Source organism: Microbacterium sp. NPDC055455 (assembly GCF_053619935.1).
In genome coordinates, this window is the sequence record NZ_JBSHLB010000009.1 from 80370 (window position 1) to 101380 (window position 21011).

22 protein-coding genes, 1 tRNA gene and 1 pseudogene are annotated in these 21011 nt (G+C 71.8%); 16 read left to right on the forward strand and 8 right to left on the reverse strand.

Features of this window, described 5'->3' with window-relative positions; all coding sequences use genetic code 11:
- Nucleotides 1-44: 44 nt before the first annotated feature.
- Nucleotides 45-755, forward strand: a complete 711-nt coding sequence (locus tag ACWGUG_RS17685; RefSeq protein ID WP_452325385.1) for a hypothetical protein — start codon at nt 45-47, stop codon at nt 753-755.
- Here the strand turns inward: ACWGUG_RS17685 and ACWGUG_RS17690 are convergent.
- Both ACWGUG_RS17690 and ACWGUG_RS17695 read right to left on the reverse strand, forming a co-directional pair.
- A complete protein-coding gene (locus ACWGUG_RS17690) occupies nt 659-2026 on the reverse strand; it encodes a glycosyltransferase (protein WP_452325386.1) in 1368 nt (455 codons plus the stop codon). The two genes, ACWGUG_RS17685 and ACWGUG_RS17690, sit on opposite strands and share 97 nt — an antisense overlap.
- Nucleotides 2023-4179, reverse strand: a complete 2157-nt coding sequence (locus tag ACWGUG_RS17695) for a glycosyltransferase (RefSeq protein WP_452325387.1) — start codon at nt 4177-4179, stop codon at nt 2023-2025. Before ACWGUG_RS17695 ends, ACWGUG_RS17690 begins: the two co-directional genes overlap by 4 nt.
- A gap of 154 nt (nt 4180-4333) precedes the next feature.
- Here ACWGUG_RS17695 and ACWGUG_RS17700 point away from each other — a divergent pair, with 154 nt between their 5' ends.
- Together ACWGUG_RS17700 and ACWGUG_RS17705 are read left to right on the forward strand one after the other, a co-directional pair.
- Nucleotides 4334-5509, forward strand: a complete 1176-nt coding sequence (locus ACWGUG_RS17700) for a polysaccharide pyruvyl transferase family protein (protein ID WP_452325388.1) — start codon at nt 4334-4336, stop codon at nt 5507-5509.
- 48 nt (nt 5510-5557) lie between these two features.
- Nucleotides 5558-5983 (forward strand): DoxX family protein, encoded by a 426-nt coding sequence (locus tag ACWGUG_RS17705; RefSeq protein ID WP_452325389.1) that lies wholly within the window; start codon nt 5558-5560, stop codon nt 5981-5983.
- Nucleotides 5984-6022: 39 nt separating this feature from the next.
- Here ACWGUG_RS17705 and ACWGUG_RS17710 read toward each other — a convergent pair.
- From ACWGUG_RS17710 to ACWGUG_RS17730, 5 genes and pseudogenes are all read right to left on the reverse strand, one after another.
- Nucleotides 6023-6875, reverse strand: a pseudogene (locus ACWGUG_RS17710) (helix-turn-helix transcriptional regulator).
- 79 nt (nt 6876-6954) lie between these two features.
- Entirely contained in the window at nt 6955-7173 is a 219-nt protein-coding gene (locus ACWGUG_RS17715; RefSeq protein ID WP_336396849.1) for a putative acetyltransferase, read from the reverse strand.
- A gap of 8 nt (nt 7174-7181) precedes the next feature.
- Nucleotides 7182-7721, reverse strand: coding sequence for a YaeQ family protein (locus ACWGUG_RS17720; RefSeq protein WP_452325390.1), 540 nt, complete (start codon nt 7719-7721; stop codon nt 7182-7184).
- A gap of 110 nt (nt 7722-7831) precedes the next feature.
- On the reverse strand, nt 7832-8413 hold the full coding sequence (locus tag ACWGUG_RS17725) for a hypothetical protein (protein WP_452325391.1): 582 nt from the start codon (nt 8411-8413) through the stop codon (nt 7832-7834).
- A 38-nt stretch (nt 8414-8451) separates the two neighbouring features.
- Entirely contained in the window at nt 8452-9279 is an 828-nt protein-coding gene (locus ACWGUG_RS17730) for an inositol monophosphatase family protein (RefSeq protein WP_452325392.1), read from the reverse strand.
- A gap of 95 nt (nt 9280-9374) precedes the next feature.
- On the opposite strand from ACWGUG_RS17730, the gene ACWGUG_RS17735 reads away from it, so the two are divergent.
- The 10 genes from ACWGUG_RS17735 to ACWGUG_RS17780 all read left to right on the forward strand — a co-directional run bounded on the left by ACWGUG_RS17735 (nt 9375) and on the right by ACWGUG_RS17780 (nt 18386).
- Nucleotides 9375-9450 (forward strand) — tRNA-Lys (locus ACWGUG_RS17735).
- Nucleotides 9451-9611: 161 nt separating this feature from the next.
- Nucleotides 9612-10814 carry a substrate-binding domain-containing protein gene (locus tag ACWGUG_RS17740; RefSeq protein ID WP_336396856.1) on the forward strand — a complete coding sequence of 401 codons (1203 nt, stop codon included), beginning with the start codon at nt 9612-9614 and terminating at the stop codon, nt 10812-10814.
- Between the two features lie 19 nt (nt 10815-10833).
- Nucleotides 10834-11649, forward strand: a complete 816-nt coding sequence (locus ACWGUG_RS17745) for an ABC transporter ATP-binding protein (RefSeq protein ID WP_452325393.1) — start codon at nt 10834-10836, stop codon at nt 11647-11649.
- A complete protein-coding gene (locus ACWGUG_RS17750; RefSeq protein WP_452325394.1) occupies nt 11646-12359 on the forward strand; it encodes an ABC transporter ATP-binding protein in 714 nt (237 codons plus the stop codon). Before ACWGUG_RS17745 ends, ACWGUG_RS17750 begins: the two co-directional genes overlap by 4 nt.
- On the forward strand, nt 12356-13231 hold the full coding sequence (locus ACWGUG_RS17755) for a branched-chain amino acid ABC transporter permease (protein ID WP_336396859.1): 876 nt from the start codon (nt 12356-12358) through the stop codon (nt 13229-13231). The genes ACWGUG_RS17750 and ACWGUG_RS17755 overlap by 4 nt, the downstream gene beginning before the upstream one ends.
- A 62-nt stretch (nt 13232-13293) precedes the next feature.
- The gene (locus ACWGUG_RS17760; protein WP_336397127.1) at nt 13294-14379 is read left to right on the forward strand and encodes a branched-chain amino acid ABC transporter permease; all 1086 of its coding nucleotides are present in this window, start codon (nt 13294-13296) and stop codon (nt 14377-14379) included.
- Nucleotides 14376-15989 carry a class I adenylate-forming enzyme family protein gene (locus ACWGUG_RS17765; protein WP_452325395.1) on the forward strand — a complete coding sequence of 538 codons (1614 nt, stop codon included), beginning with the start codon at nt 14376-14378 and terminating at the stop codon, nt 15987-15989. The genes ACWGUG_RS17760 and ACWGUG_RS17765 overlap by 4 nt, the downstream gene beginning before the upstream one ends.
- Nucleotides 15986-16669, forward strand: coding sequence for a TetR/AcrR family transcriptional regulator (locus tag ACWGUG_RS17770; RefSeq protein WP_452325396.1), 684 nt, complete (start codon nt 15986-15988; stop codon nt 16667-16669). Before ACWGUG_RS17765 ends, ACWGUG_RS17770 begins: the two co-directional genes overlap by 4 nt.
- The gene (locus tag ACWGUG_RS17775; RefSeq protein ID WP_452325397.1) at nt 16669-17421 is read left to right on the forward strand and encodes a 3-hydroxybutyrate dehydrogenase; all 753 of its coding nucleotides are present in this window, start codon (nt 16669-16671) and stop codon (nt 17419-17421) included. Before ACWGUG_RS17770 ends, ACWGUG_RS17775 begins: the two co-directional genes overlap by 1 nt.
- Complete coding sequence (locus ACWGUG_RS17780; RefSeq protein ID WP_452325398.1) at nt 17418-18386, forward strand: alpha/beta fold hydrolase; 969 nt, start codon at nt 17418-17420, stop codon at nt 18384-18386. The genes ACWGUG_RS17775 and ACWGUG_RS17780 overlap by 4 nt, the downstream gene beginning before the upstream one ends.
- A 5-nt stretch (nt 18387-18391) precedes the next feature.
- On the opposite strand, the gene ACWGUG_RS17785 is transcribed toward ACWGUG_RS17780, so the two are convergent.
- The gene (locus ACWGUG_RS17785) at nt 18392-19171 is read right to left on the reverse strand and encodes an IclR family transcriptional regulator (protein WP_452325399.1); all 780 of its coding nucleotides are present in this window, start codon (nt 19169-19171) and stop codon (nt 18392-18394) included.
- 112 nt (nt 19172-19283) lie between these two features.
- On the opposite strand from ACWGUG_RS17785, the gene ACWGUG_RS17790 reads away from it, so the two are divergent.
- The 3 genes from ACWGUG_RS17790 to ACWGUG_RS17800 all read left to right on the forward strand — a co-directional run.
- Nucleotides 19284-20054 carry a CoA transferase subunit A gene (locus ACWGUG_RS17790; RefSeq protein ID WP_452325400.1) on the forward strand — a complete coding sequence of 257 codons (771 nt, stop codon included), beginning with the start codon at nt 19284-19286 and terminating at the stop codon, nt 20052-20054.
- Nucleotide 20055: 1 nt separating this feature from the next.
- Entirely contained in the window at nt 20056-20706 is a 651-nt protein-coding gene (locus tag ACWGUG_RS17795) for a CoA transferase subunit B (protein WP_376131490.1), read from the forward strand.
- Nucleotides 20703-21011, forward strand: a 309-nt coding sequence (locus ACWGUG_RS17800; RefSeq protein WP_452325401.1) for a thiolase family protein, incomplete at its 3' end; no start/stop codon positions are given. The genes ACWGUG_RS17795 and ACWGUG_RS17800, both read left to right, overlap by 4 nt.

A 21011-nucleotide genomic window follows, 5' to 3' on the forward strand; every position in this document is an offset into this window, starting at 1 on the left:
GGCCAGGATTCGGGCTCGGCGGCGGGGTGCCTTAGGCTCCCGTCATGCCCTCCGACCTCGCCGTGCGGATCGTCATTCCGTGGCGTCCCGCGCCGTCCCGCCTCGATGCCTTCCACCGTGTGACGGCCTGGTATGAAGCGCATTTCCCGGAGGCGATCGTTCGGACCGTCGACACGGGTGAGGACCCGTTCGTGCTCGCCGCCTGCCGCAACCGCGCGATGGCCGACGCCGCCGAGGACGAGGTCGTCGTGATCGGCGACGCCGACACGATCCCCGAACCCGATGCGCTGCGTGCGGCGATCCGCGCCGCGCGCACCAGCGACAGGGTGCATCTGCCCTACACCGAGTACCGGTGGCTGGGTCGCGCGGGCTCGGCGCAGTACGCCGAAGGCAGGGCGCTCGAGGACTGCGATCACGACCACGTGGTCGGCGCGTGCTCGGGCGTGTACGTCGCCACGCCGCGCACCTGGGCGCGGCACGGCGGGCAGGACGAGCGATTCCGGGGCTGGGGCTTCGAGGACGCCGCGTGGTACCTCGCGCACGAGACCCTCCTCGGAGCCCCGCCGGAGCGCCACCCGGGACGCGTGTACGCGCTGCACCACGTCGGCGAGACGCGGGCCGGCATCCAGTACGACGCGAACGCCGCCCGCATGGAGCGCTACCGGTCGGCCGCCGGCGACCCGGTCGCCATGGCCCAGCTGGTCGGGCTGGCGGACGTGGCCGGCGAAGCGGACATCGAGGAGAGCGCCGCGTAGGCGAGCGTCGGACCCGGCCGCTCGTGCTGGGCCGCCGCTTCTGTACGCAGCGCCTCACGCCCCTGCCAGTCTCCATCTGCGAGTGCGGCGACGGCCTCGGCCAGCTCGTCCACCGTCGCGGTGTTCGGCGCCAGCGACAGGCCCGCACCGGAGCTCTCCACGGCGGCCGCCCCGGCGAACTGGTCGGTCGAGAACGGCAGCACCAGGAGCGGCACGCCCTGCCCGACCGCCTCGGTGACGGAGTTGTTGCCGCCATGGGTGACGGCGAGCGCGGCAGCGCCCAGCAGGCGCACCTGCGGCAGGTACTCACGCACCAGCCAGCCATCGGGCAGCTGCCCGAGCTGGCCCGCCGGGGTGGAGCCCGTCGCGATCGCCGCGCGAAGGCCCGTCCGCGCGATCGCGGCGGCGACCCGTGCCAGGACGTCGCCGCGCACCGACAGGAAGCTCCCGAAGCTCACGTAGACGAACGGCGTGCCGGCGCGGAGGAACTCGTCGACGTCGTGATCGTGTCGCTCGTCGCGCCGGGTCGAGCCGAGGAAGACGTGCGGCGGCAGCGCACGCCCGTCTCCCGCGGCGAGGAGCGCGGGGTAGTTGTACAGCACGACGTCGCCGTGGAGGGCGAACGCATCGGTCACGGCATCCGCTCCGGGGTCGAGCGCGCGAGCCGCCGTGTTCCACTGACCCGCGAAGCGATCGGACACCTCGACGCACAGGCGGCGCAGCTCTGCCAGCTCGGCCGGCTCCGGCTGGAACGTCCGCGGCCAGGCCGACGGGAAGCCGTACACCTCGCCTGGGCCCGGAAGCGCGGACGGGTGGCCCAGCACGACGTCGCCGTAGTCGATGCCGGCGGTGTGGAGGGCCAGGCGCGCGCTGAACGCGAGGTGGTCGACGAGGATCGCGTCGGGACGCACCCGATCGACGACCTCGAGCGTGGCCCTCGCCCGCTCTTCGGGCTGCCACATCAGGTCGGTCAGACGCTCGCGGGCCTGGTAGGCCAGCGTCGGCACCATGCCGTGCCGGGTCGCCTCGAAGAAGCCCTCGAGGGATGCCGCCTCGGCGGCGTCCTGCTCCCTCGTGCGCATGACGCCGGCGTTGGCCCCGCGGCCGAGCGGAAGGTCGACGCGGTCGAAGCCGAAGTCGGCGACGATCGGCGCCGTGGCCGGTCCGGTGGCGACGACGACGTGCTCACCGGCGTCGCGCCAGGCCGTGGCCAGTGCCGCGAGGGGCAGCAGGTGCGAGGCGTAGTCGGGGCTGACGACGAGGAGGGTCATGCGGGCATCCTCGCCGCCCGTGCGAGCTCTGCCTCCTGAGCGACGACCGAGGCGTAGATGGGGGCCAGGGTGGCGGCCATCGCCTGGATCGTGAATCCCTCGGCGACGACGTCCCGCGATCGCCGGGCGCGATGCTCATCGTCGTCCGCCGCGCGATCCAGAGCCGCCGCGACGGCGTCCGTCAAGCGGTCCTGGTCCCACGTCGCCGTGAGGAAGCCGGTGTCGCCGTGGTCGACGTATGTGGCAGGCCCGCCGCCGTCGGGGGCGACCACGACCAGTCCGGTCGCCATCGCCTCGAGCACCGCGAGGCCGAACTCCTCCTTGATGCTCGCGCACACGTAGGCGCCGCCCGCGGCCGCGAGACCCGGCATCCCGAATCTCGCGGCGGCGATCCAGCGCGCGGCGACGTCGTTCGCGCGGTGGCCGGCGAGGATCAGTCCCCGCCGCGCACGCTGGTGCGGAGGGACCACGTCGGCGACGAGGTCGAGCTGCTCCTGCTCGTCGCGCGAGGGCTCGTCGAGGTCGCCGCCGATGACGAGCAGGTTCGCGCGCTCGCTGAGTGACGACTCCGCCCACGCGCCGACGAGCGTCGCCACGCCCTTCACGCGGTGGAGGCGCCCCACGGTGACCAGCAGTGGAAGGCCGCGCCGGTCCTCCGCCAGGTCGCCCAGAAGCGCGGCGAGGTCGCCGAACGCCGCGCCCGCTGCGGCGGCGCCTTCGATGCCGGCGACTCGGGCTTCGGCCACGGCCTGGTCGATCACCTCGAGGTCGACCCCCTCTGCAACCACCGTGTGCCGCTCGCTGCGGGCGTTCATGTCGATGCCGACCAGTTCGCGCATCTCCTGCACCAGATCGGGCCGCGGGAAGAAGACGGTGTGCGACGCGGAGGCGGCGAGGGTCTGCACCAGGCGCGCCCGGAACCAGAAGTGCTCGCGAAGATCCGTCTCACCGAAGCCCTCGCGGGTGAGTGTGCCGGCATCCTCCAGCGACCGGATGACGCTGTGCGGGTCGGGCGCGACCGTGAACACGGTGGGGATGCCGAGCTCGCGGGCCACGTCCGCCGCTGCGAGGCTGCCGACGTCGGCCATGCGCAGGTGCACGACGTCCACGCCGCCTGCCGCACGCAGGACACGGCGGATGCCGCGGCGCGCCGTCACCCGATACGGCCAGGCCGCGGCAGAAGCCACGGGACGGGCAGCGAGAGGGATGCGGCCGTAGACGTGGCCCCTCGATGTCCCGGCCACCCGGAGCAGGTCCTCGGCGCTGTGCTCGAGCGGTCCGCGCGACAGCGTGAGCGCCCGCTGGACGGGACTCGCCTCATCGACCGTCAGCGCGTCGCCCAGCCGCACGAGCAGGGTGGCGATGCCGCCGTTGTCACCGGCGCCGACCGCCGACAGCGAAGGGTCGATGTCGGCGTGGAGGAACAGCTGCGCGACGGTGAGCCCGCGCGCACCGCGGTGAGCGGCAGGTGCCGGGTCGAGGTCGATGAGGGCGAGCCGTGCCGCCGCCGCCAAGCGGCCCCCGGCGGCCACCACCGTGCCGAGGTCGTCGTCGAGTCCCGCGGTGTCACGCCGCTGACCCAGCGCGGCGATCGCCGCCTCGCGGGCCTCGTCCGACTCGCGGGGATCGAGGGCGACCTCGCGGAGGAGCCGGGTGGCGATGGGCTGGCGGATGAGGCCGAGGGTCTCGACCAGGGTCGCCCGGGACGAGGCATCCGTCATGCCCAGCAGCGCGGACTCGATCGCGATCGCGAGGGCCTCGCCCGCGGCGCCCGACCACTTCTCGATGGTGTGCTGCGCGAGCATCCCCGAGAAGCCGCCCTCGGCGACCAGGCCGAGCAGGCGGCCCACCGCCTCGGGCCGGGGCAGGCTCTGGCCGAGCGCCCAGGCGGCGTGCTCGCGGATGAAGGCCCGGGGGTCCGACAGCAGGCCGACGAGCCGGCGGAGCGCTTCTTCGTCGTGCATCTCCGCCAGCGCGTGCACCGAGGCGATCGCGGCGATGTCGTCGCTGCGGGCGAGCGCGGTCAGCAGCACACGCAGGGTGCGCACGCTGGGATCGCGTCCGGCCTCGAACGCCACGTCGTCGGCGGCCCGGAGCGCCTCGACGATCGTCGGCGCGTGGAGAACCTCATCCATCGCGGTCTGGACGCCCACGTGTCACCTGCCTCCCCGCGCAGGGCGGGTCTGCGCTGTCCACAGCGTATGCCGCCGGCCGGGCGGCAAGGCATGCTTGACAACGAGCCCGGATCGGTGCTCGTCACCGACGCCGCGGCACCGCGACCGGCGCGTCCTTCCTGAACGGAGAGCTATGACCGTGCTCACCATCGGCGACATCGGCGTGGTGTCGGGGATGATGCACATCGGCGATGAGGCGATGTTCGAGGCGGCGCGCGACGAGCTCGCCGCGCGCGGGGTCGACATCGTGGGGGTGTCCTCGGCACCCGCCGAGTCCGAACGCCGCTACGGCGTGGCCATGGTGCCCCGCCTCGGGTTCGCGGGCATGGATCGTGCCGCCTCGCAGGCGCGGCTGGAGGAGTTGACGGATGCCGCGGCCGGCCGGGGTCGTCTGGCAGCAGGTGACTCCGCCGAGAGGGTGCTCGCTGCTCTGGATCGCGTCTCGGGCGTCCTGAACGCGGGCGGGGGCAACCTCGCCTCGCGGTGGCCGGTGCACATCTACGAACGCAGCGCGCTGGTCGCGATGGCGCGCGCCCGCGGTCTGCCGGTGGTGGTGACCGGACAGACGTTCGGGCCCGACCTCGAGCACGGCGACGAGGAGCGGGTCGCGAGCCTCGTGCGCGCGGCGGCACTGACGAGCGTGCGCGAATCGGTGTCGGGTGCGCTCGTGCGGTCGTGGGGCCTGCCGGTCGTGGAGGGGGTCGATGACGCGTCGTTCCTCGGCTGGCGGAGTCCGGCGGCGACCGGCGGGACCTCCGGGGCGGTGGTCGTCAGCCTCTCGGGCTGGTTCGCCGGCCGCTCCGCCCCCGACGTCGAGCAGCGGATGGCGGAGCTGGTCGACCACGCCGCGCGCACGGTGGGGCCGGTGGTCTTCCACGGGCACTTCGGCCCCTGGGGGCCGGGGGAGGAGCCGGCCGGCGACGCCGCGCTGCACGAGCGTGTGAGGGCGCGCATGACCGAAACCAGCAGGGTGCTGCCGACGGGCGACTCGGTGCCGGCGGCGGCGCTCGCGCGCTCGGCCCGCCTGCTCATCACGAGCCGCTACCACCCGGCCGTGTTCGCTGCACCCGCCGGAGTGCCGGTGGTGGCGCTCGCGGCCGACGACTACACGCGCATCAAGCTGTCGGGGGCCCTCGCCCACTGGGGCCAGAGCGAGGTGCAAGACCTCGACGCGCTTCCGGCCTCAGCGGTTGACCGTGCGGATGCCGGGCGGGATGCCACGTCCGCGGCCGCGCGCGAGCGCCTCGAGGGGCTCCGCTCGGCGGCCGCCCGGTGGTGGGACGACGTCGCTGGGGTGCTCGCCGGGTGATGCGCTGCCGGCGACGCAGCGCCGTGCCGGGGATGCCAGACTGGCGCGATGACCGCGCCCGCACCGCCCCTGCAGATCGTCCGGATCATCCTGCGGGTCGTGCTCGGCGGATTCCTGGTCTTCATGGGGCTGTCGCACCTGTTCTGGGCCCGCCGCGGCTTCCAGGTGGCGGTGCCGGACTGGGCGGCGCGCGTCAGCGGCCTGGACAAGGACGCGATCGTGGTGGCCTCGGGCGCTGTGGAGGTGCTGCTGGGCGCGGCTCTGGTGTCGCTCCCTCGGGAACGACGCCGCGTCGGTGCGGCGGTCGCGGGGTTCTTCGTCGCGGTCTTCCCCGGCAACGTCCACCACTGGCGCACCGGGACGCCGGTGCCTCTGATGCGCTCCGATCGCGCGAGGTTCGTCCGGCTGTTCCTGCAGCCCGTGCTCATCGCGTGGGCCCTGTGGAGCGCCGGTCCGTGGCGGGCGGGGCGCTGACCGCCTGGCCGGCAGACGTGGCGGGGGCTCTCCGGGTCCTCAGCGTCCCGCGGTGATCTGCTGCGAGCCGATCACCGACAGCAGCTGCAGTCGTTCGTAGCTCTCGGTGCCGGGCGCGGCGGTGAGTACGAGGAGCGTCTGGCCCTGCTCGGGATCGATGAGGAACTGGCACTGCATCTCCATCACGCCGACCTCGGGATGCTGCAGCCGCTTCTCACGGGGATGGGTGCCGCGCACCTCGTGCTCCTGCCAGAGCGCGGCGAACTCCGCACTGGTCGCCAGCAGATCGTCGACCATCACACCCGCGCGCGACCGAGCGCCGAACTTCGCGTACGCCGTGCGGATGTCGGCTGCGAATGCACGGGACAGGCCGTGGTGATCTTCCGCGGGGTACACGTCGCGGGCAGACGGGTCCACGAACCACCGGTAGCCGACGCTGCGCATGCTGCCCTCGAAGCGCGTCTCGTCGCCGAACAGCGCTCGTGCCGCGGGCGTCTGCGCGAGCGTCTCGCCCAGTTCGGTCATCACCTGCGCGGGAGTGTAGGCGAGCCGGTCGAGGATCCGCATGAGGCCGGGGGAGACGTGCTCGCTGCGCAGCGCACGAGCGGGCGCGGTGTGGCCGGCGAGGCGGAAGAGGTGGTCTCGTTCATCCAGCGTCAGCCGCAGGCCGCAGGCCGCGGGCGATGGCGGCGAGCATCTGCTCGGAGGGCTGGGGCCCTCGGGCCTGCTCGAGACGGCTGTAGTAGTCGGTGGACATGTCGCACAGCGCCGCGACCTCTTCGCGACGCAGGCCGGCGGTGCGCCTGCGGGCGCCGCGTCGCAGGCCCACGTCCTCGGGCTGCAGCGCCGCCCGGCGGCGGCGCAGGAAGTCGGCGAGCTGAACCCTGTCCATCACCCGAGTCTCCGGCATCCGTCGCCCCGCAGCCAGGGATCCGCGGTCCCTCCCTGCGCCGAGCCGCGGCGGCGTCAGCTCACGCGCCCGCTCCCCGCGGCCGGGGAGCGGGCGGCGGCGGCACTCTCTTCGCGGCGATGATCGCACCGCGGGGGATGCGCTCGACCCCGCGCTTGCCGTCGACGACGACGGTCTCGGAATCGGCGCTCAGCAGCGGCCCGAGGGCGTCGGTCGCCTGGCCCGTCGGGAGCAGGTAGCGCACGACGACGCGGTGGCCGGGTTCGGGAAGCTCGATCATGAGGGTTCTCAGACGATGCCCTGGGTGCGGATGTCCGTCTCCAGGCTCTTGCCGTTGAGGTCGAGGTAGATGCGCCGCTCGGTGATCGAGACGGTCATCGTGTTGCGCCGCTCGAGCTCGGCGGCCGCGGCGTCGACGAACCCCGGATCGAAGCTGTGGAGGCGGATCTCCTCCGCGCGATGGATCCGCTTGCCGGCCCACGGCGCCGCGACCTTCGCCGGATCGCGATGCGTGTACACCGCGACGCGCGCGGCCTGCATGCTGCCGGAGTGGAGCCGCGCGGCATCCGGCGCACCCACCTCCACCCATGCGGTGAGCGCCCCGGTGAGGTCGCGGGCGAGCACCGCCGGCTCGTCGGTCGCCGAGATGCCCTCGCTGAACGCGATGCCGTCCTCGTACTCCAGGCAGTACGCCAGCACGCGCGTCATCAGGAAGGCGTCGGTCTCGGACGGATGCCGCGCCACACGCACCGACAGATCCTCGTAGACGCCCCGGTCGACGTCGGCCAACTGGATCGCAAAGGTGTACATCGTCGCGCCGACCGCCATAGCGTCCGAGCCTACGCGGTGACGTCGTGACGTCGTGACAGCGTGACGGCCTGACGCCCGTCCCGCAGCTCACGGCGCGACGATTCAGGCGCGCCGCAGCGCCCGCCGGCTCAGTCCCGCGGCCACTCGATGAGCAGAAGGCCCTGCTTGGTGTCGGCGACGGTGACCTGGCCCTCGGCGAAGAGGTACGTGATGCCGTACCCGTTCTCGTCGGGGGCGATGACCGTGTTCGAGCTCTCGGTGACGTAGACCCCCGAGGCGTCCTCTTCTCGGATCCACCCCTGCGAGACGAGCTCGGTCTGCGCGTCGGCGGCCGCGTCGTCGGCGAGGAGCGCCCAGCCGAACATCTGCCCGTGGTCTCCGGCGGGTCCGCTGAAGTCGGCCCACATGCACTGGATGCCGCCTTCGATCTCGGTGCTGCCGATGTAGAGCGGCGACTGCTGCGAGCTCCAGCCGATGCTCTGGAAATCGGCCACGACGGATTCGCCGATGAGCGTCTCGCAGGTCGGAGCCTCGCTCGACGCCGGCTCGGGCTCGCCGGTGGTGGTGGGCTCGGGCGCGTCGCTGGTCGGTGTCGCGGCGTTGCCCGTCTCCTGCGGTGCAGGCTCCTCGGGCGAGCCCGTGCAGGCGGTGAGCACCACCGCGGTGAGGACGAGCGCGGCGGCGGTGCCGAGGATCCGGGGCGCAGGCATGAAGGGTCTCCGTTGGGGGATGGGAGGGCGGAAGGACGTCAGGCGGAGTGGAGCAGATCGAGGAACGCGGAGTGGAGCACGCGGTTGGTCGCCAAGGAGGAGCGCTCGGAGAGGGAGTCGTTGCCGTCGTAGGACGTGAACCTCCCGCCCGCTTCGGTCACGATCGGCACGAGCGCCGCGATGTCGTACTCCTTGACGCCGAACTCGGCGACGAACTCGAGGCGTCCCTCGGCCAGGAGCATGTAGGGCCAGGCGTCACCGTAGCCGCGGTCCCGCCAGACCGACGACGTCAGACGCTCGAGCGCATCGAGCCTTCCGGCCTCACGCCACTGTCCGATGCTCTGGAAGCTGACGCTCGACTCGGCGACGGCGTCGACCCTCGACACCGCGAGGCGCCGCCGCTCGCCCGCCGGGGTGTTCGTCCACGCGCCCAGGCCCGTGGCCGCCCACCACCGGCGGCCGATCGCCGGCTGGCTCGCGACGCCGACGCGCGGTACGCCGTCGACGACGAGGGCGATCAGCGTGGTCCACATCGGGATGCCCTTGAGGTAGTTCGCCGTGCCGTCGATCGGATCGACGATCCACTGGCGGTTCGAGTCGCCGCTGATGCCGTACTCCTCGCCGAAGACGCCGTCGTCGGGCCGTTCGGTCTCGAGGAGTGCGCGGATGGCCCGCTCGGTGGCCAGATCCGCCTCGGTCACATGGCTGGCATCCGCCTTCAGCCGGATGTCGAGATCCGCGGCATCGAAACGGGACATGGATGCCGCGTCCGCCGCGTCGGCGAGGCGCAGCGCAAGGTCGAGGTCCGGCGAGAGATCCCCCTCGAAAGGCGTGTCGAACGACGGCGGCACGAGGGGGGAGGTCACGCGGTCCAGGATACCCGGGGGCCTTCCGCGTTCGATTTCACGTTGCGCGATCGTGATGGTAGCGTTGACCCTCGGTTCGCCACGTTGCGAATCGAGCACCTCTAGCTCAATCGGCAGAGCAACTGACTCTTAATCAGTGGGTTCTGGGTTCGAGTCCCAGGGGGTGCACCATCAAGAAGGGCGGTCCGCGAGGACCGCCCTTCTGCTGTCTCCGCGCTCTTCCGACTTGACCCGCACGGCGTCGTCCGCATAGATTGCAGGAACCTGAATCGGGTCTCATGTATGAGGCGGAGGCCTGATTCCGAATCCTTCCAATGGGGAAAGGCACGCACATGCGGGTTACGAAGAAGTTGCTCCTGGGCTCCGTGGTCGTCACGGCAGCGATCGCCCTGGCGGCCTGCGCGCCGACCGCGGAGACGCCGTCGGGCGAGGCGACCGACGGCGGTGGTCCCGCCGAGGTCACGGTCGGCATCGTCACGAGCGAGTCGGGGCCGCTCGCCGGCTACGGCAAGCAATACCTCGATGCGTTCGAGGCAGGTCTCGACTATGCGACCGACGGCACCGGCGAGATCGACGGCACGACCATCACCATCGAGAACCGCGATGACGCCGGAGACCCCGACAAGGCCGTCACCGCCGTCAAGGAGCTGATCGGCGAGGGCGTCAACATCATCGCCGGCACCGCATCCTCGGGCGTCGCCCTCGCCGTCGCCGAGCAGGCGCAGCAGAACAAGGTGCTCTACATCTCGGGACCGGCCGCGGCTGATGCGATCACCGGCATCAACGACTACACGTTCCGTTCCGGCCGGCAGAGCGCGCAGGACGTCGCGACCGCGGGCACGTTCCTCGACGACATCGAGGGCAAGACGGTCGCTGTGTTCGCGCAGGACAACGCGTTCGGTCAGGGCAACGTCGCGGCCGTGGACGCCATCCTGGGCGGCAAGGGCGCGACGGTGAGCCCCGTGCTCGTCGCCGAGGACGTCACCGAGTTCACGCCGTTCGCGCAGCAGGTGCTCGCGGCTGCTCCCGACCTCGTCTTCGTGGCGTGGGCCGGCGCCACCTCGGGCGCGATGTGGCAGGCGATGAGCCAGCAGGGCGTGCTCGACGAGATCCCGGTGGTCACCGGACTCGGCGATGCCGCGACGTTCGGGGCCTACGGCGAGGCATCCGAGAAGATCAACTTCCTCAACCACTACTTCCCCGGTGGCCCGGACAACGACGTGAACACCGCGATGGTGGAGGCGATCGAGGAAGCCGGCGGAACGCCCGACCTCTTCAGCCCCGACGGGTTCAACGCGGCGATCATGATCGTCCACGCGATCCAGGAGGGCAAGGGCGACGTCGACGCGATGGTCTCGGCGCTGGAGGGCTTCGAGTTCGAGGGACCCAAGGGCGCCATGACCGTCCGTGAGGGCGACCACGCCCTCATCCAGGAGATGTACCAGGTGAAGCTCGTCGCCGACGGCGGCACCTTCGTGCCCGAGCTCATCGACACCGTCGCCGCCGACGAGGTCGCGCCGGCCGAGGCCGAGTGAGCCGGGGCGGCACCGCACGATGAGCACTCCCATCCCGCCCGCGCCCGACGCGGGTGCCGTTCGCCGCGGCTCTCCGCTGAAGGTCGAAGGCCTCGGCCTGCAGATCGGCGGCGCGACGATCCTCGAAGGCGTCGACCTCGACGTCGAGGCCGGCTCCCTCGTCGGAGTCATCGGCCCGAACGGCGCCGGCAAGACCACGCTCTTCAACGTGATCTCCGGGCTCATGAAGCCCACCGCCGGCCGTGTCGTGCTCGACGACCGCGACATCACGACGGCGTCGGTGCCCGCACGGGCGCGGGCGGGACTGGGGCGCACCTTCCAGACCTCGAGCCTCTTCCCGAAGCTGTCCGTGCTCGAGAACGTGCGCCTGGCCGCCCAGGTGTCGCTCGGCGGCTCGGGATCGCTGGTGCGATTCCCTCGGCGAACGGATGCCGCCACCGCGCTGGCTGTGGAGAAGCTCGACATCGTCGGGCTCGGCCACATGCGCGAAGCCATGGCGGGCGACATCTCGCACGGCGACAAGCGCAAGCTCGAGATCGCGGTGCTGCTGGCCACCGAGTCGAGCATCGTGCTGCTCGACGAGCCGATGGCCGGTGTCGCGTCCGGAGACGTGCCCGGCCTCGTGGAGAACATCCGCGTCATGCAGCGCGAGAAGGGCTGCACGCTGCTCATGGTCGAGCACCACATCGATGTGCTCATGGGACTGGTCGAGAAGGTGGCGGTGATGTACTTCGGCACGATCATCGCGTACGACACCCCGCAGCGGATCATGGACAACCCGCTGGTGCAGAGCGCGTACCTCGGCTCCGGCTCCACCGGAACGGAGGCCGCATGACCGCCGAGCCGATCCTCACGGTGCGGAACATGCGCTGCACCATCGCCGGCCAGCAGGTCGTCGAGGATGTGTCCTTCGACGTGCCGGCCACCGGAATCACCGCCGTCCTCGGGCGCAACGGCGTGGGCAAGACGTCGACGCTGCGCGGCATCCTGGGTCTCATCTCGCGGCGCGGCGAGGTCCGCCTCGCCGGGGAGCGCATCGACGGCCTGCCCACGCACCGCATCGTCCGGCGCGGTGTGGGCTATGTGCCGGAGGACCGCGAGGTCTTCTCCAGGCTCACGGTCGCCGAGAACCTGGCGCTGGCGGAGCGGCAGCGCAGCCCCCGGCACCAGTTCGTCGCCGAACTCTTCCCGGATCTGGTCGCACGTCGCGACCAGCAGGCGGGCACGCTCTCGGGCGGGCAGCAGCAGATGGTGTCGGTCGCGCGGGCGCTGCTCAACGACAACAGGCTGCTCCTCGTCGACGAGCCGACCAAGGGCCTCGCCCCGAAGATCGTCACGGAGGTCGCCGACGCACTCGAGGAAGCCTCGAAGACCGTGCCGATCCTCCTCGTCGAGCAGAACCTCGAGGTCGTGCGCCGCCTCGCCGACGACGCCGTCGTGATCGCCGGCGGCCGGGTCGCCCACGTCGGCAAGGCACGCGCGATCCTCGACGACGACGACCTGACCCGCCGCCTCCTGGGCGTCCACGTGGAGCACGCCGTATGAGCACCCTCGTCCTGACCCTGATCACCGGCGTCGGCCTCGGCGCCCTCTACTTCCTCGTCGCGAGCGGGCTCAGCCTGATCTACGGCCTGATGCACGTGCTGAACTTCGCCCACGGCGCCTTCCTCACGCTGAGCGCCTTCATGGGCTTCATGGTCGCCCAGGCTCTGGGCACCGACTCGTGGGGATCGTTCCTGCTGTCGGTGCTCGTCGGCGCGGCGGTGGGCGCGGTGTTCGCGACGCTGACGGAGCTCGTGCTCATCCGCCCGCTGTACGAGCGGCACATCGAGCAGGTGCTGGTCACCGTGGGCCTCTCCTTCGCCGCCGTGGCGCTGTTCGAGGGGATCTGGGGCACCGACCCGATCCACATCTCGGGTCCGGCGTGGCTGAAGCAGACGACGGAGGTGCTCGGCGCCCGCATCCCCAACACGTACTGGGTGCTCATGATCGCGGCCGTACTCGTGCTCGCCGCCCTGGTGCTCTTCCTGCAGAAGACGCGCTACGGCATGATCATCCGGGCCGGCGTCGAGAACCGCTCGATGGTCACCGCGCTGGGCATCGACGTGCGGCGCTCGTTCACCCTCGTCTTCGCGATCGGCGGTGCGGCCGCCGGCATCGGCGGCGTGCTGGCCATGCACTACTCGACGTTCGTGTCGGCCCACCTGGGCCAGACGCTCCTCATCTTCGCGTTCATCGTCACCGTGGTGGGCGGCCTCGGATCGCTGACCGGTGCGGCCGTGGCATCCGTCCTCGTCGCCGTCCTGCAGCAGTTCGCGAACTTCTATCTCGGCGGGACCGGCGACTTCATCGTCGTGATCCTGCTGGCGCTCGTGCTGCTGGTGCGCCCGAGCGGACTCCTGGGGAGGAAGGCATGACCCGTCGACAGCCTCAGGGACCGGGGCAGGGCTTCGCCCTCCGTCGCTTCGCCCCCGCGATCATGGGCGCGGTGCTGGTCGCCTTCATGGCGATGCTTCCGCTGCTCAACCTCTCGCTTCCCGGCATCCTGCCCACGCCGACCTACATGCCGGGCACGCTCGCGCTGCTGTCGCTGTGCATGGTGTTCGCGGCGCTCGCACTGTCCTACAACCTGCTGCTGGGATCGGGCGGGATGCTGTCGTTCGGTCACGCGCTCTACTTCGGCGCCGGCGCCTACGGACTCGGCATCGCCCTCGAGCACTTCGGCGTGCCGCTGTGGCCGGGCATCTTCGTCGCGCTCATCGGCGGCATGGTCATCGCGCTCGTGACCGGTGCGGTGTCGATGCGGGTGTCGGGCATCCCGTTCGCCATGGTGACCCTGGCCTTCGCGCAGGCGGGCTCGGTGCTCGTGCGCCGCAACTCCCAGGTGACGGGGGGCGAGGAGGGCCTGAGCCTAAACACCGAGCAGGTGCCGGACTTCCTCATCGGCGTGATCAATACCCGCAACCTGTACTGGTTCACGCTCGTCGTGCTCGTCGTGGTCTATCTCGTGACACTGTGGGTCGACACCTCGCGTCTGGGCCACCTCGCACGCGCGACCCGTGAGAACGAGCAGCGGGTGCGCGTGCTGGGGCTCTCGCCCTACCGCGTGCGGCTCATCGTGTTCGTCATCGCCGCGGCGCTGGCGGCGCTGGCCGGCGTGGCGTACATGCTGCTGCAGTCGGGCACCGTGCCGCGCGCCGTCTCGGCCGATCTCACCATCACCGTGCTGGTCATGGTCGTGCTGGGTGGCGTCGGGTTCCGGTGGGGTGCCATCGTCGGGGGTGTGCTGTACACGCTCCTCGATCAGCGGCTCACCGTGCTGGCCGGATCCGAAGCGATCGCGGACCTCCCTGACTGGCTGCGCGTGCCGCTGTCGGAGCCGCTGTTCCTCCTCGGCGTGCTCTTCATCGTCGTGGTGATGTTCCTGCCGGGCGGTATCGCCGGCACGATCGACGCCGCCGCCAAGCGCCGCCGCGGCGAGCGGGTGCGCACCTCGCTGCGGAGCCTCGACGACGCCGAGCAGGCGACGGAGGCGGCCGAGGCGCCCGCCGAGGTGCGCTCATGACCTGGGGCCTCGATGCGCACGTCGAGGACGAGCCGCACACCATCGGCCGCTGGATCACCGATCGGGCCGGGCGCTCACCGGAGCGCATCGCGGTGGACGACAGGGGCGTGACGACCGACTACGCGACGCTCGCCGCCCGGGCCGGCGAGCTCGCCGAGAACCTCCGGCGATCGGGCTACGGCCCGGGCGACCGCATCGCGACGGTGTCGGGGAACTCGACCGACCACGTCGTCGCCTTCTTCGCGTGCGCGATCGCGGGGATCGCCTTCGTGCCGCTGTCGTGGCGGCTCACTCCGCGCGAGCTCGCCGACGTCCTCACCCGATCCGCGCCGGCGCTCGTGCTGATCGAGGACGAGCACGCCGCGCTCGCCGGCGAGGCGCTGCGGCTCGCGGACCGGACCGGTCCCACCGCGGCCCTGGGCACCACCGGGATCGAGACATCCGTCCCTCGCGCACGGCACCCGCGCACGCACCGGCCGGTACGCGACGACGACCCGCTGCTCGTCATCTTCACGTCGGGCAGCGAGGCTGCTCCCAAGGGCGTGGTCCTGACGCACGCCAACTGCTTCTGGAACAACCTGGCCCTCTCGCAGGCGCTCCCGCTCGCGCAGGACGACGTCGTGCTGGCGATGCTGCCGCAGTTCCACGTCGCCGCGTGGAACTGCCAGCCGCTGCTGGCCTGGTGGGTCGGGGCGACCGTCGTGCTGGAGCGCTCGTTCCAGCCCGCCCGGGTGCTGCAGCTCATCGCCGACCGCCGCATCACCGCCATGATGGGCGTGCCCACGCAGTACGCGCTGCTGGCCGCCGATCGGGAGTGGGAGTCGACGGATGCCTCGTCGCTCCGGCTGGCCCTCGTGGGGGGCGCCACCGTGCCGGTGCCGCTGCAGGAAGCCTGGGCGTCCCGCGGCGTCCCGCTCACGCAGGGGTACGGGCTGACCGAGGCGGGTCCGAACGCCCTGCACCTCCCGGCCGCAGAGGCCGCGGCCGCGCCGGGCGCCGTCGGGCGGCCGTACCCGTACGTGTCGGTGAGGATCGTCGATCCCGCCACCGGCCTGACCCTGGAGGGCGAGGCCACCGGCGAGCTGTGGGTGCGCGGACCCAGCGTCTTCCCGGGCTACCTCGGCGACGCCGCCGCCACCTCGCGCGCGCGGGACGGCGAGTGGCTGCGCACGGGCGACCTCGTCTCGCGCGACGGGGACGGTGTGTTCCGGATCGTCGACCGGCTGAAGGACATCTTCATCTCGGGCGGCGAGAACGTCGCGCCGGCCGAGGTGGAGTACGCGCTGTGCCTGCATCCGCTCGTCGCGGCGGCCGCCGTCGTCGGCGTTCCGGACCCGGTGTGGGGCGAACGCGGGATCGCGTTCGTCGTGCCGGCCGCCGGTGCGGCGCTGGCGGAGGACGAGCTCCTCACGCACGCGCGGCGCAACCTCGCTGCGTTCAAGGTGCCGGTGCGTGTCGTCCTGGTGGACGCGCTGCCGCGTTCGACGATCGACAAGCTCGCCCGCTCCCGGCTGCGCGAGTGGGCTCTCGGGTCGGCGCCGGGCCCGGGGGATCGACAGGCGGCAGGGCCCGCGGCGTTCGGGGCGCGAGGGACGGGGGAGTCCGCATGAGCATGTCCGACGAGATGGTCGACGGGGGGGAGCTGGTCTCGTCCGCGACCGGGCGCCCCCTCACCAAGCGCGGAGAGGCGACCCGCCGTCGCCTCCTCGAGGCGGCGGAGCTGGTGTTCGCGGACCAGGGCTACCACGAGGCATCCATCGTCAAGATCACCGAGCGGGCGGGCATCGGCCTGGGCACCTTCTACCTCTACTTCGACAGCAAGCAGTCGATCTTCGAGGCTCTCGTGCTCGACCTGAACCGTCGCGTGCGCCATTCGATGTCCGAGGCCATGACGGGAGCGGCGTCGCGGCTGGAGGCGGAGCGCGCGGGCTTCGCCGGCTTCTTCCGGTTCACCGCGGAGCACCCCGCGCTGTACCGGGTGGTGCGCGAGGCGGAGTTCGTGTCGCCCGCGGTGCTGCGCACCCACTACACGCGCATCGTCGAGGGCTACGAAGCCGGACTCCGTGCGGCCCAGGAGGCCGGCGACGTCGACCGGCAGCTCGACCCCGAGACCACGGCCTGGGCCCTGATGGGCATGGGCGAGCTGATCGGCATGCGGTTCCTGCTGTGGGAGCGCGACGCCGAGGGCAGGCCGCCTGCCGAGCTCGACCCCGCGGTCTTCGCCGGCATGACCCGCATCATCGACAACGCGCTGGCTCCTCGCGGCGCCGACGAGAAGAAGGAAGGCTGATGGCAGACAAGGATCTCGCCGGCAGGCGGGCGCTGGTGACCGGCGGTGCGAGCGGCATCGGTCTGGCGTGCGCGCACGAGCTCGCTTCGCGAGGCGCTCATGTCACCGTCGCCGATCGCGATGCCCAGGCCGCGACGGATGCCGCCACCGCGGTGGGCGGCGAATCCTGGGTGGCGGACCTCTCCGACACCGCGGCGCTCGAGGATCTCGCGCTGGACGTCGACATCCTCGTCAACAACGCCGGGATCCAGCGGGTGTCGCCGATCACCGAGTTCGATCCCGACACGTTCCGCCTGCTGCTGCGGCTCATGCTCGAGTCGCCGTTCCTGCTGATCCGCGCCGCGCTTCCCGGGATGTACGAGCGCGGGTGGGGACGGGTCATCAACATCTCCAGCGCCCACGGCCTCCGCGCGAGCCCGTTCAAGTCGGCCTATGTCGCAGCCAAGCACGGCTTGGAAGGACTGTCGAAGGTCACCGCCCTCGAGGGCGCCCCGCACGGTGTGACGAGCAACTGCATCAACCCGGCATACGTGCGCACCCCGCTGGTGGAGAAGCAGATCGCGGATCAGGCGAAGGTGCACGGGATCCCGGCCGAAGAGGTGGTCGAGAAGATCATGCTCACCGAGAGCGCCATCAAGCGCCTCGTCGAGGCGGACGAGGTCGCCTCACTGGCCGGATGGCTCGCGTCCGACCGGGCGGGGATGGTCACCGGCGCCTCGTACACGATGGACGGCGGATGGACGGCTCGATGAACCACGACAGGATCCCCGGTGGCGGCGCCGTCCCGGCGGCGGCGCCCGTGGCCGCACACGAATACCGTGAGGTCGACGTCCCCGTCGACGGCGGACTGCTGCACGCCGGCGTGTGGGAGCCGATCGACACGCCGGCGCACGACGCGGCCGGGGTGCAGACGGTGCTTCTCGTGCACGGCGTCACCGCGTCGCACCTGGCCTGGCCGTTCGTCGTGGAGCGGCTGCCGGGCGTGCGCGTCGTCGCCCCCGACCTCCGCGGCCGCGGTCGCAGCAACGGGCTCGCGGGCGCTGCCGGGATGGCCGCGCACGCGGCGGACCTCGCGTCGCTGCTCGACGCCCTCGGGATCTCGCGGACAGTGGTCGTCGGACACTCGATGGGCGGGTTCGTCTCGGTGGTCTTCGCCCACCGGCACCCCGAGCGCGTCTCGCGCGTCGTGCTCGTCGACGGCGGGCTGCCGCTGGACGTGCCTCAGGGCCTCAGCGCCGACCAGCTGGTCGCCGGCATCCTCGGCCCGACGGCGGCGCGGCTGTCGATGAGGTTCGCCGGGCCGGGGGAGTACCTGGAGTTCTGGCGGCGGCATCCGGCGTTCGGCGAGGACTGGACGCCCGAGCTCGAGCGCTACCTGGCCTACGACCTCGTCGAGGACGGAGCCGGCGCGTACCGGCCGGCGACGAGCTACGCGACCACCGCGGATGACACCGTCGACATGAACACCGGCGCCGCGCTGCCCGCGGCGCTGGCCGGGCTGCGGCATCCGACGCGTTTGATCACGGTGCCGCTCGGCCTGCAGAACGAGCCGCCGGGCCTCTACGCCCCCGAGCACCTGGAGCGCCTGCTCGCGTCGTACCCGGGCGTCGCGCACGAGCGGGTGGCGGGGTTCAACCACTACACGATCGTGATGTCGCCGGCCGGGGCCGACGTCGTGGCCGCCGCCGTGCGGGAGGAGCTCGCCGCGCTGGTGTGACGCCGTCAGCGGGAGGCGGCGATGCGGGTCGTCAGCTGATGGGCGTGGGCCAAGAGCGTGCGGCCCAGCTCCGGAAGCCTGTCGGCCCCGAAGCGGAACTGCACGCCCGTCAGGCTCAGCGCCCACTGCGGGTGGCCCTCGCGCGTGAAGACAGCCGCGCCGATGCCGTACGAGCCCTCGACGATGAGGCCGGGGTTGACCGCGTAGCCGCGCTCCTGCGTCTCGCGCAGCCTGGTCCGAAGCCGTCGCTCGCCGTGCGCCGCGCCCCACTGCTCAGGCAGCTCGGGGTGTCGCTCGAAGTAGGCGTCCACATCGTGGGGCGGCAGGAAGGACAGGATCGCCAGCCCGGCGGAGGCCACCCCGAGCGGGAAGCGCACGCCCTCCGACAGCACGAACGAGCGGATCGGGAAGCTGCCCTCCTCCCGGAGGAGGCACACGGTCTCATCGCCGCGTCGCACCGAGAGGAACGCGCTCTCCTCGGTGCGAACGGCAAGGGATCGTACGATGTCGCGCGCGATGGCGGTGATGTCGTAGCGGGATGCCGCCACGGTGCCCATCAGGAACAGCTCCGGTCCCGGCATCCAGCGTCCGGTGCGCTCGTCCTGGTCGACGAGCCCTTCGTGCCGCAGCGCGGTCAGCAGGCGATGCGCGGTGGGCCGGGTCAGCTCCGCGCGTCGTGCGAGCTCGGCGACCGCCATGCCCTCGCCGCCCCCTGCGGTCACCAGGCGCAGGAGTTGCGCCGCGCGGGCGATCGACTGCGCCCCCGGGACGGAGCGCTTGGGCATGCTGTCCACGATATGGACGCTACGCGCCGTATCGGCCACATGGCAAGCGGCGCCTCGCGCGCCGGGGTCGGGCGCGGCAGGATCGAGGGCACGAGCGATGCGAAGGAGCAGCATGATCGACAAGACCTGGGGCTCGGCGGCCGAGGCCGTCGCCGACATCCCCGACGGCGCCTCTCTCGCGGTCGGAGGCTTCGGGCTCTCCGGCAACCCGATCGCCCTCATCGAGGCGCTGCTGGCGCAGGGGACGAGCGACCTCAGCATCGTCAGCAACAACTGCGGCGTCGACGACTGGGGGCTCGGCATCCTGCTGAACGCCAAGCGCATCCGCAAGATGACCTCGTCGTACGTCGGCGAGAACAAGGAGTTCGAGCGGCAGTTCCTCTCCGGTGAGCTCGAGCTCGAGCTCACGCCCCAGGGCACCCTCGCCGAGAAGCTCCGGGCGGGAGGCTCAGGGATCGCGGCGTTCTACACGCAGACCGGCGTGGGCACGCAGGTCGCCGAGGGCGGGCTGCCGCGCCGCTACGACGGCGACGGCGGCATCGCCGTGGCATCCCCCGCGAAGGACGTCCGCACGTTCGAGACCTCGGGTGAGCCGCGCGAGTACGTGCTCGAAGAGGCGATCGTGACCGACTACGCGCTCGTGCACGCACTCAAGGGCGACCGGCACGGAAACCTCGTCTTCAACAAGGCGGCACGCAACTTCAACCCGCTGGCCGCGATGGCCGGCCGCGTCTGCATCGCACAGGTCGAGGAGCTCGTCGAGCCCGGCGAACTCGACCCCGACAGCATCCACCTGCCCGGCATCTATGTGCACCGCATCATCGAGGTGGGCACCGACATCGAGAAGCGCATCGAGCGCCGCACCGTTCGAGAAGGGAACTGACATGGCACTGACTCGTCAAGAGATGGCCGCCCGCGCGGCGCTCGAGCTCGCTGACGGCGCATACGTCAACCTCGGGATTGGACTGCCGACGCTCGTGCCGAACTACGTCCCCGACGGCGTCACGGTCGTGCTGCAGTCCGAGAACGGGATCCTCGGGGTCGGGCCGTATCCGACGGAGGACAACGTCGATCCCGACCTCATCAACGCCGGCAAGGAGACCGTGACGACGCTGCCGGGCACGGCGTTCTTCGACTCGGCGATGAGCTTCGGCATGATCCGCGGCGGCAAGATCGACGCCGCGATCCTCGGCGCCATGCAGGTCTCGGCGAAGGGCGACCTCGCGAACTGGATGATCCCCGGCAAGATGGTCAAGGGCCCGGGCGGCGCGATGGATCTCGTGCACGGCGCGGGCAAGGTCATCGTGCTCATGGAGCACGTCGCGCGGGACGGCTCCGCCAAGATCGTCGACGACTGCTCGCTGCCCCTCACGGGCCGCGGCGTAGTCGACCGCATCATCACGGACCTCGCCGTCATCGACGTGACCGATGATGGTCTCGTGCTCATCGAGACCGCCCCGGGCGTCACGGTCGACGAGGTCGTCGCCGCGACCGAGCCGGAGCTCACCATCGCGATCGAAAGGACACCCGCATGAACACCGACGACATCGTCATCGTCGCCGCCGCGCGCACGCCGCAGGGGCGCCTCAAGGGCCAGCTCGCCTCGCTGACCGCACCGCAGCTGGGCTCGCTCGCGATCAAGGGCGCGCTCGACAAGAGCGGCATCCCGGCCGGGGCCGTCGACGCCGTGATCGTCGGGCAGGTGCTGGCCGCCGGGTCGGGGCAGAATGCCGCGCGCCAGGCCGCCGTCGGCGCCGGTATCGGCTGGGACGTGCACGCCGGCAGCGTCAACAAGGTCTGCCTCTCGGGGCTCACGGCCATCATCGACGCGGCGCGGATG

Coding starts and splice junctions, on each gene's coding strand:
- ACWGUG_RS17685 (WP_452325385.1), top strand. CDS start 45: ATGCCCTCCGACCTCGCCGTGCGGATCGTCATTCCGTGGCGTCCCGCG.
- ACWGUG_RS17690 (WP_452325386.1), bottom strand. CDS start 2,026: ATGACCCTCCTCGTCGTCAGCCCCGACTACGCCTCGCACCTGCTGCCC.
- ACWGUG_RS17700 (WP_452325388.1), top strand. CDS start 4,334: ATGACCGTGCTCACCATCGGCGACATCGGCGTGGTGTCGGGGATGATG.
- ACWGUG_RS17705 (WP_452325389.1), top strand. CDS start 5,558: ATGACCGCGCCCGCACCGCCCCTGCAGATCGTCCGGATCATCCTGCGG.
- ACWGUG_RS17715 (WP_336396849.1), bottom strand. CDS start 7,173: ATGATCGAGCTTCCCGAACCCGGCCACCGCGTCGTCGTGCGCTACCTG.
- ACWGUG_RS17720 (WP_452325390.1), bottom strand. CDS start 7,721: ATGGCGGTCGGCGCGACGATGTACACCTTTGCGATCCAGTTGGCCGAC.
- ACWGUG_RS17725 (WP_452325391.1), bottom strand. CDS start 8,413: ATGCCTGCGCCCCGGATCCTCGGCACCGCCGCCGCGCTCGTCCTCACC.
- ACWGUG_RS17740 (WP_336396856.1), top strand. CDS start 9,612: ATGCGGGTTACGAAGAAGTTGCTCCTGGGCTCCGTGGTCGTCACGGCA.
- ACWGUG_RS17745 (WP_452325393.1), top strand. CDS start 10,834: ATGAGCACTCCCATCCCGCCCGCGCCCGACGCGGGTGCCGTTCGCCGC.
- ACWGUG_RS17750 (WP_452325394.1), top strand. CDS start 11,646: ATGACCGCCGAGCCGATCCTCACGGTGCGGAACATGCGCTGCACCATC.
- ACWGUG_RS17755 (WP_336396859.1), top strand. CDS start 12,356: ATGAGCACCCTCGTCCTGACCCTGATCACCGGCGTCGGCCTCGGCGCC.
- ACWGUG_RS17760 (WP_336397127.1), top strand. CDS start 13,294: ATGGGCGCGGTGCTGGTCGCCTTCATGGCGATGCTTCCGCTGCTCAAC.
- ACWGUG_RS17765 (WP_452325395.1), top strand. CDS start 14,376: ATGACCTGGGGCCTCGATGCGCACGTCGAGGACGAGCCGCACACCATC.
- ACWGUG_RS17770 (WP_452325396.1), top strand. CDS start 15,986: ATGAGCATGTCCGACGAGATGGTCGACGGGGGGGAGCTGGTCTCGTCC.
- ACWGUG_RS17775 (WP_452325397.1), top strand. CDS start 16,669: ATGGCAGACAAGGATCTCGCCGGCAGGCGGGCGCTGGTGACCGGCGGT.
- ACWGUG_RS17780 (WP_452325398.1), top strand. CDS start 17,418: ATGAACCACGACAGGATCCCCGGTGGCGGCGCCGTCCCGGCGGCGGCG.
- ACWGUG_RS17785 (WP_452325399.1), bottom strand. CDS start 19,171: ATGCCCAAGCGCTCCGTCCCGGGGGCGCAGTCGATCGCCCGCGCGGCG.
- ACWGUG_RS17790 (WP_452325400.1), top strand. CDS start 19,284: ATGATCGACAAGACCTGGGGCTCGGCGGCCGAGGCCGTCGCCGACATC.
- ACWGUG_RS17795 (WP_376131490.1), top strand. CDS start 20,056: ATGGCACTGACTCGTCAAGAGATGGCCGCCCGCGCGGCGCTCGAGCTC.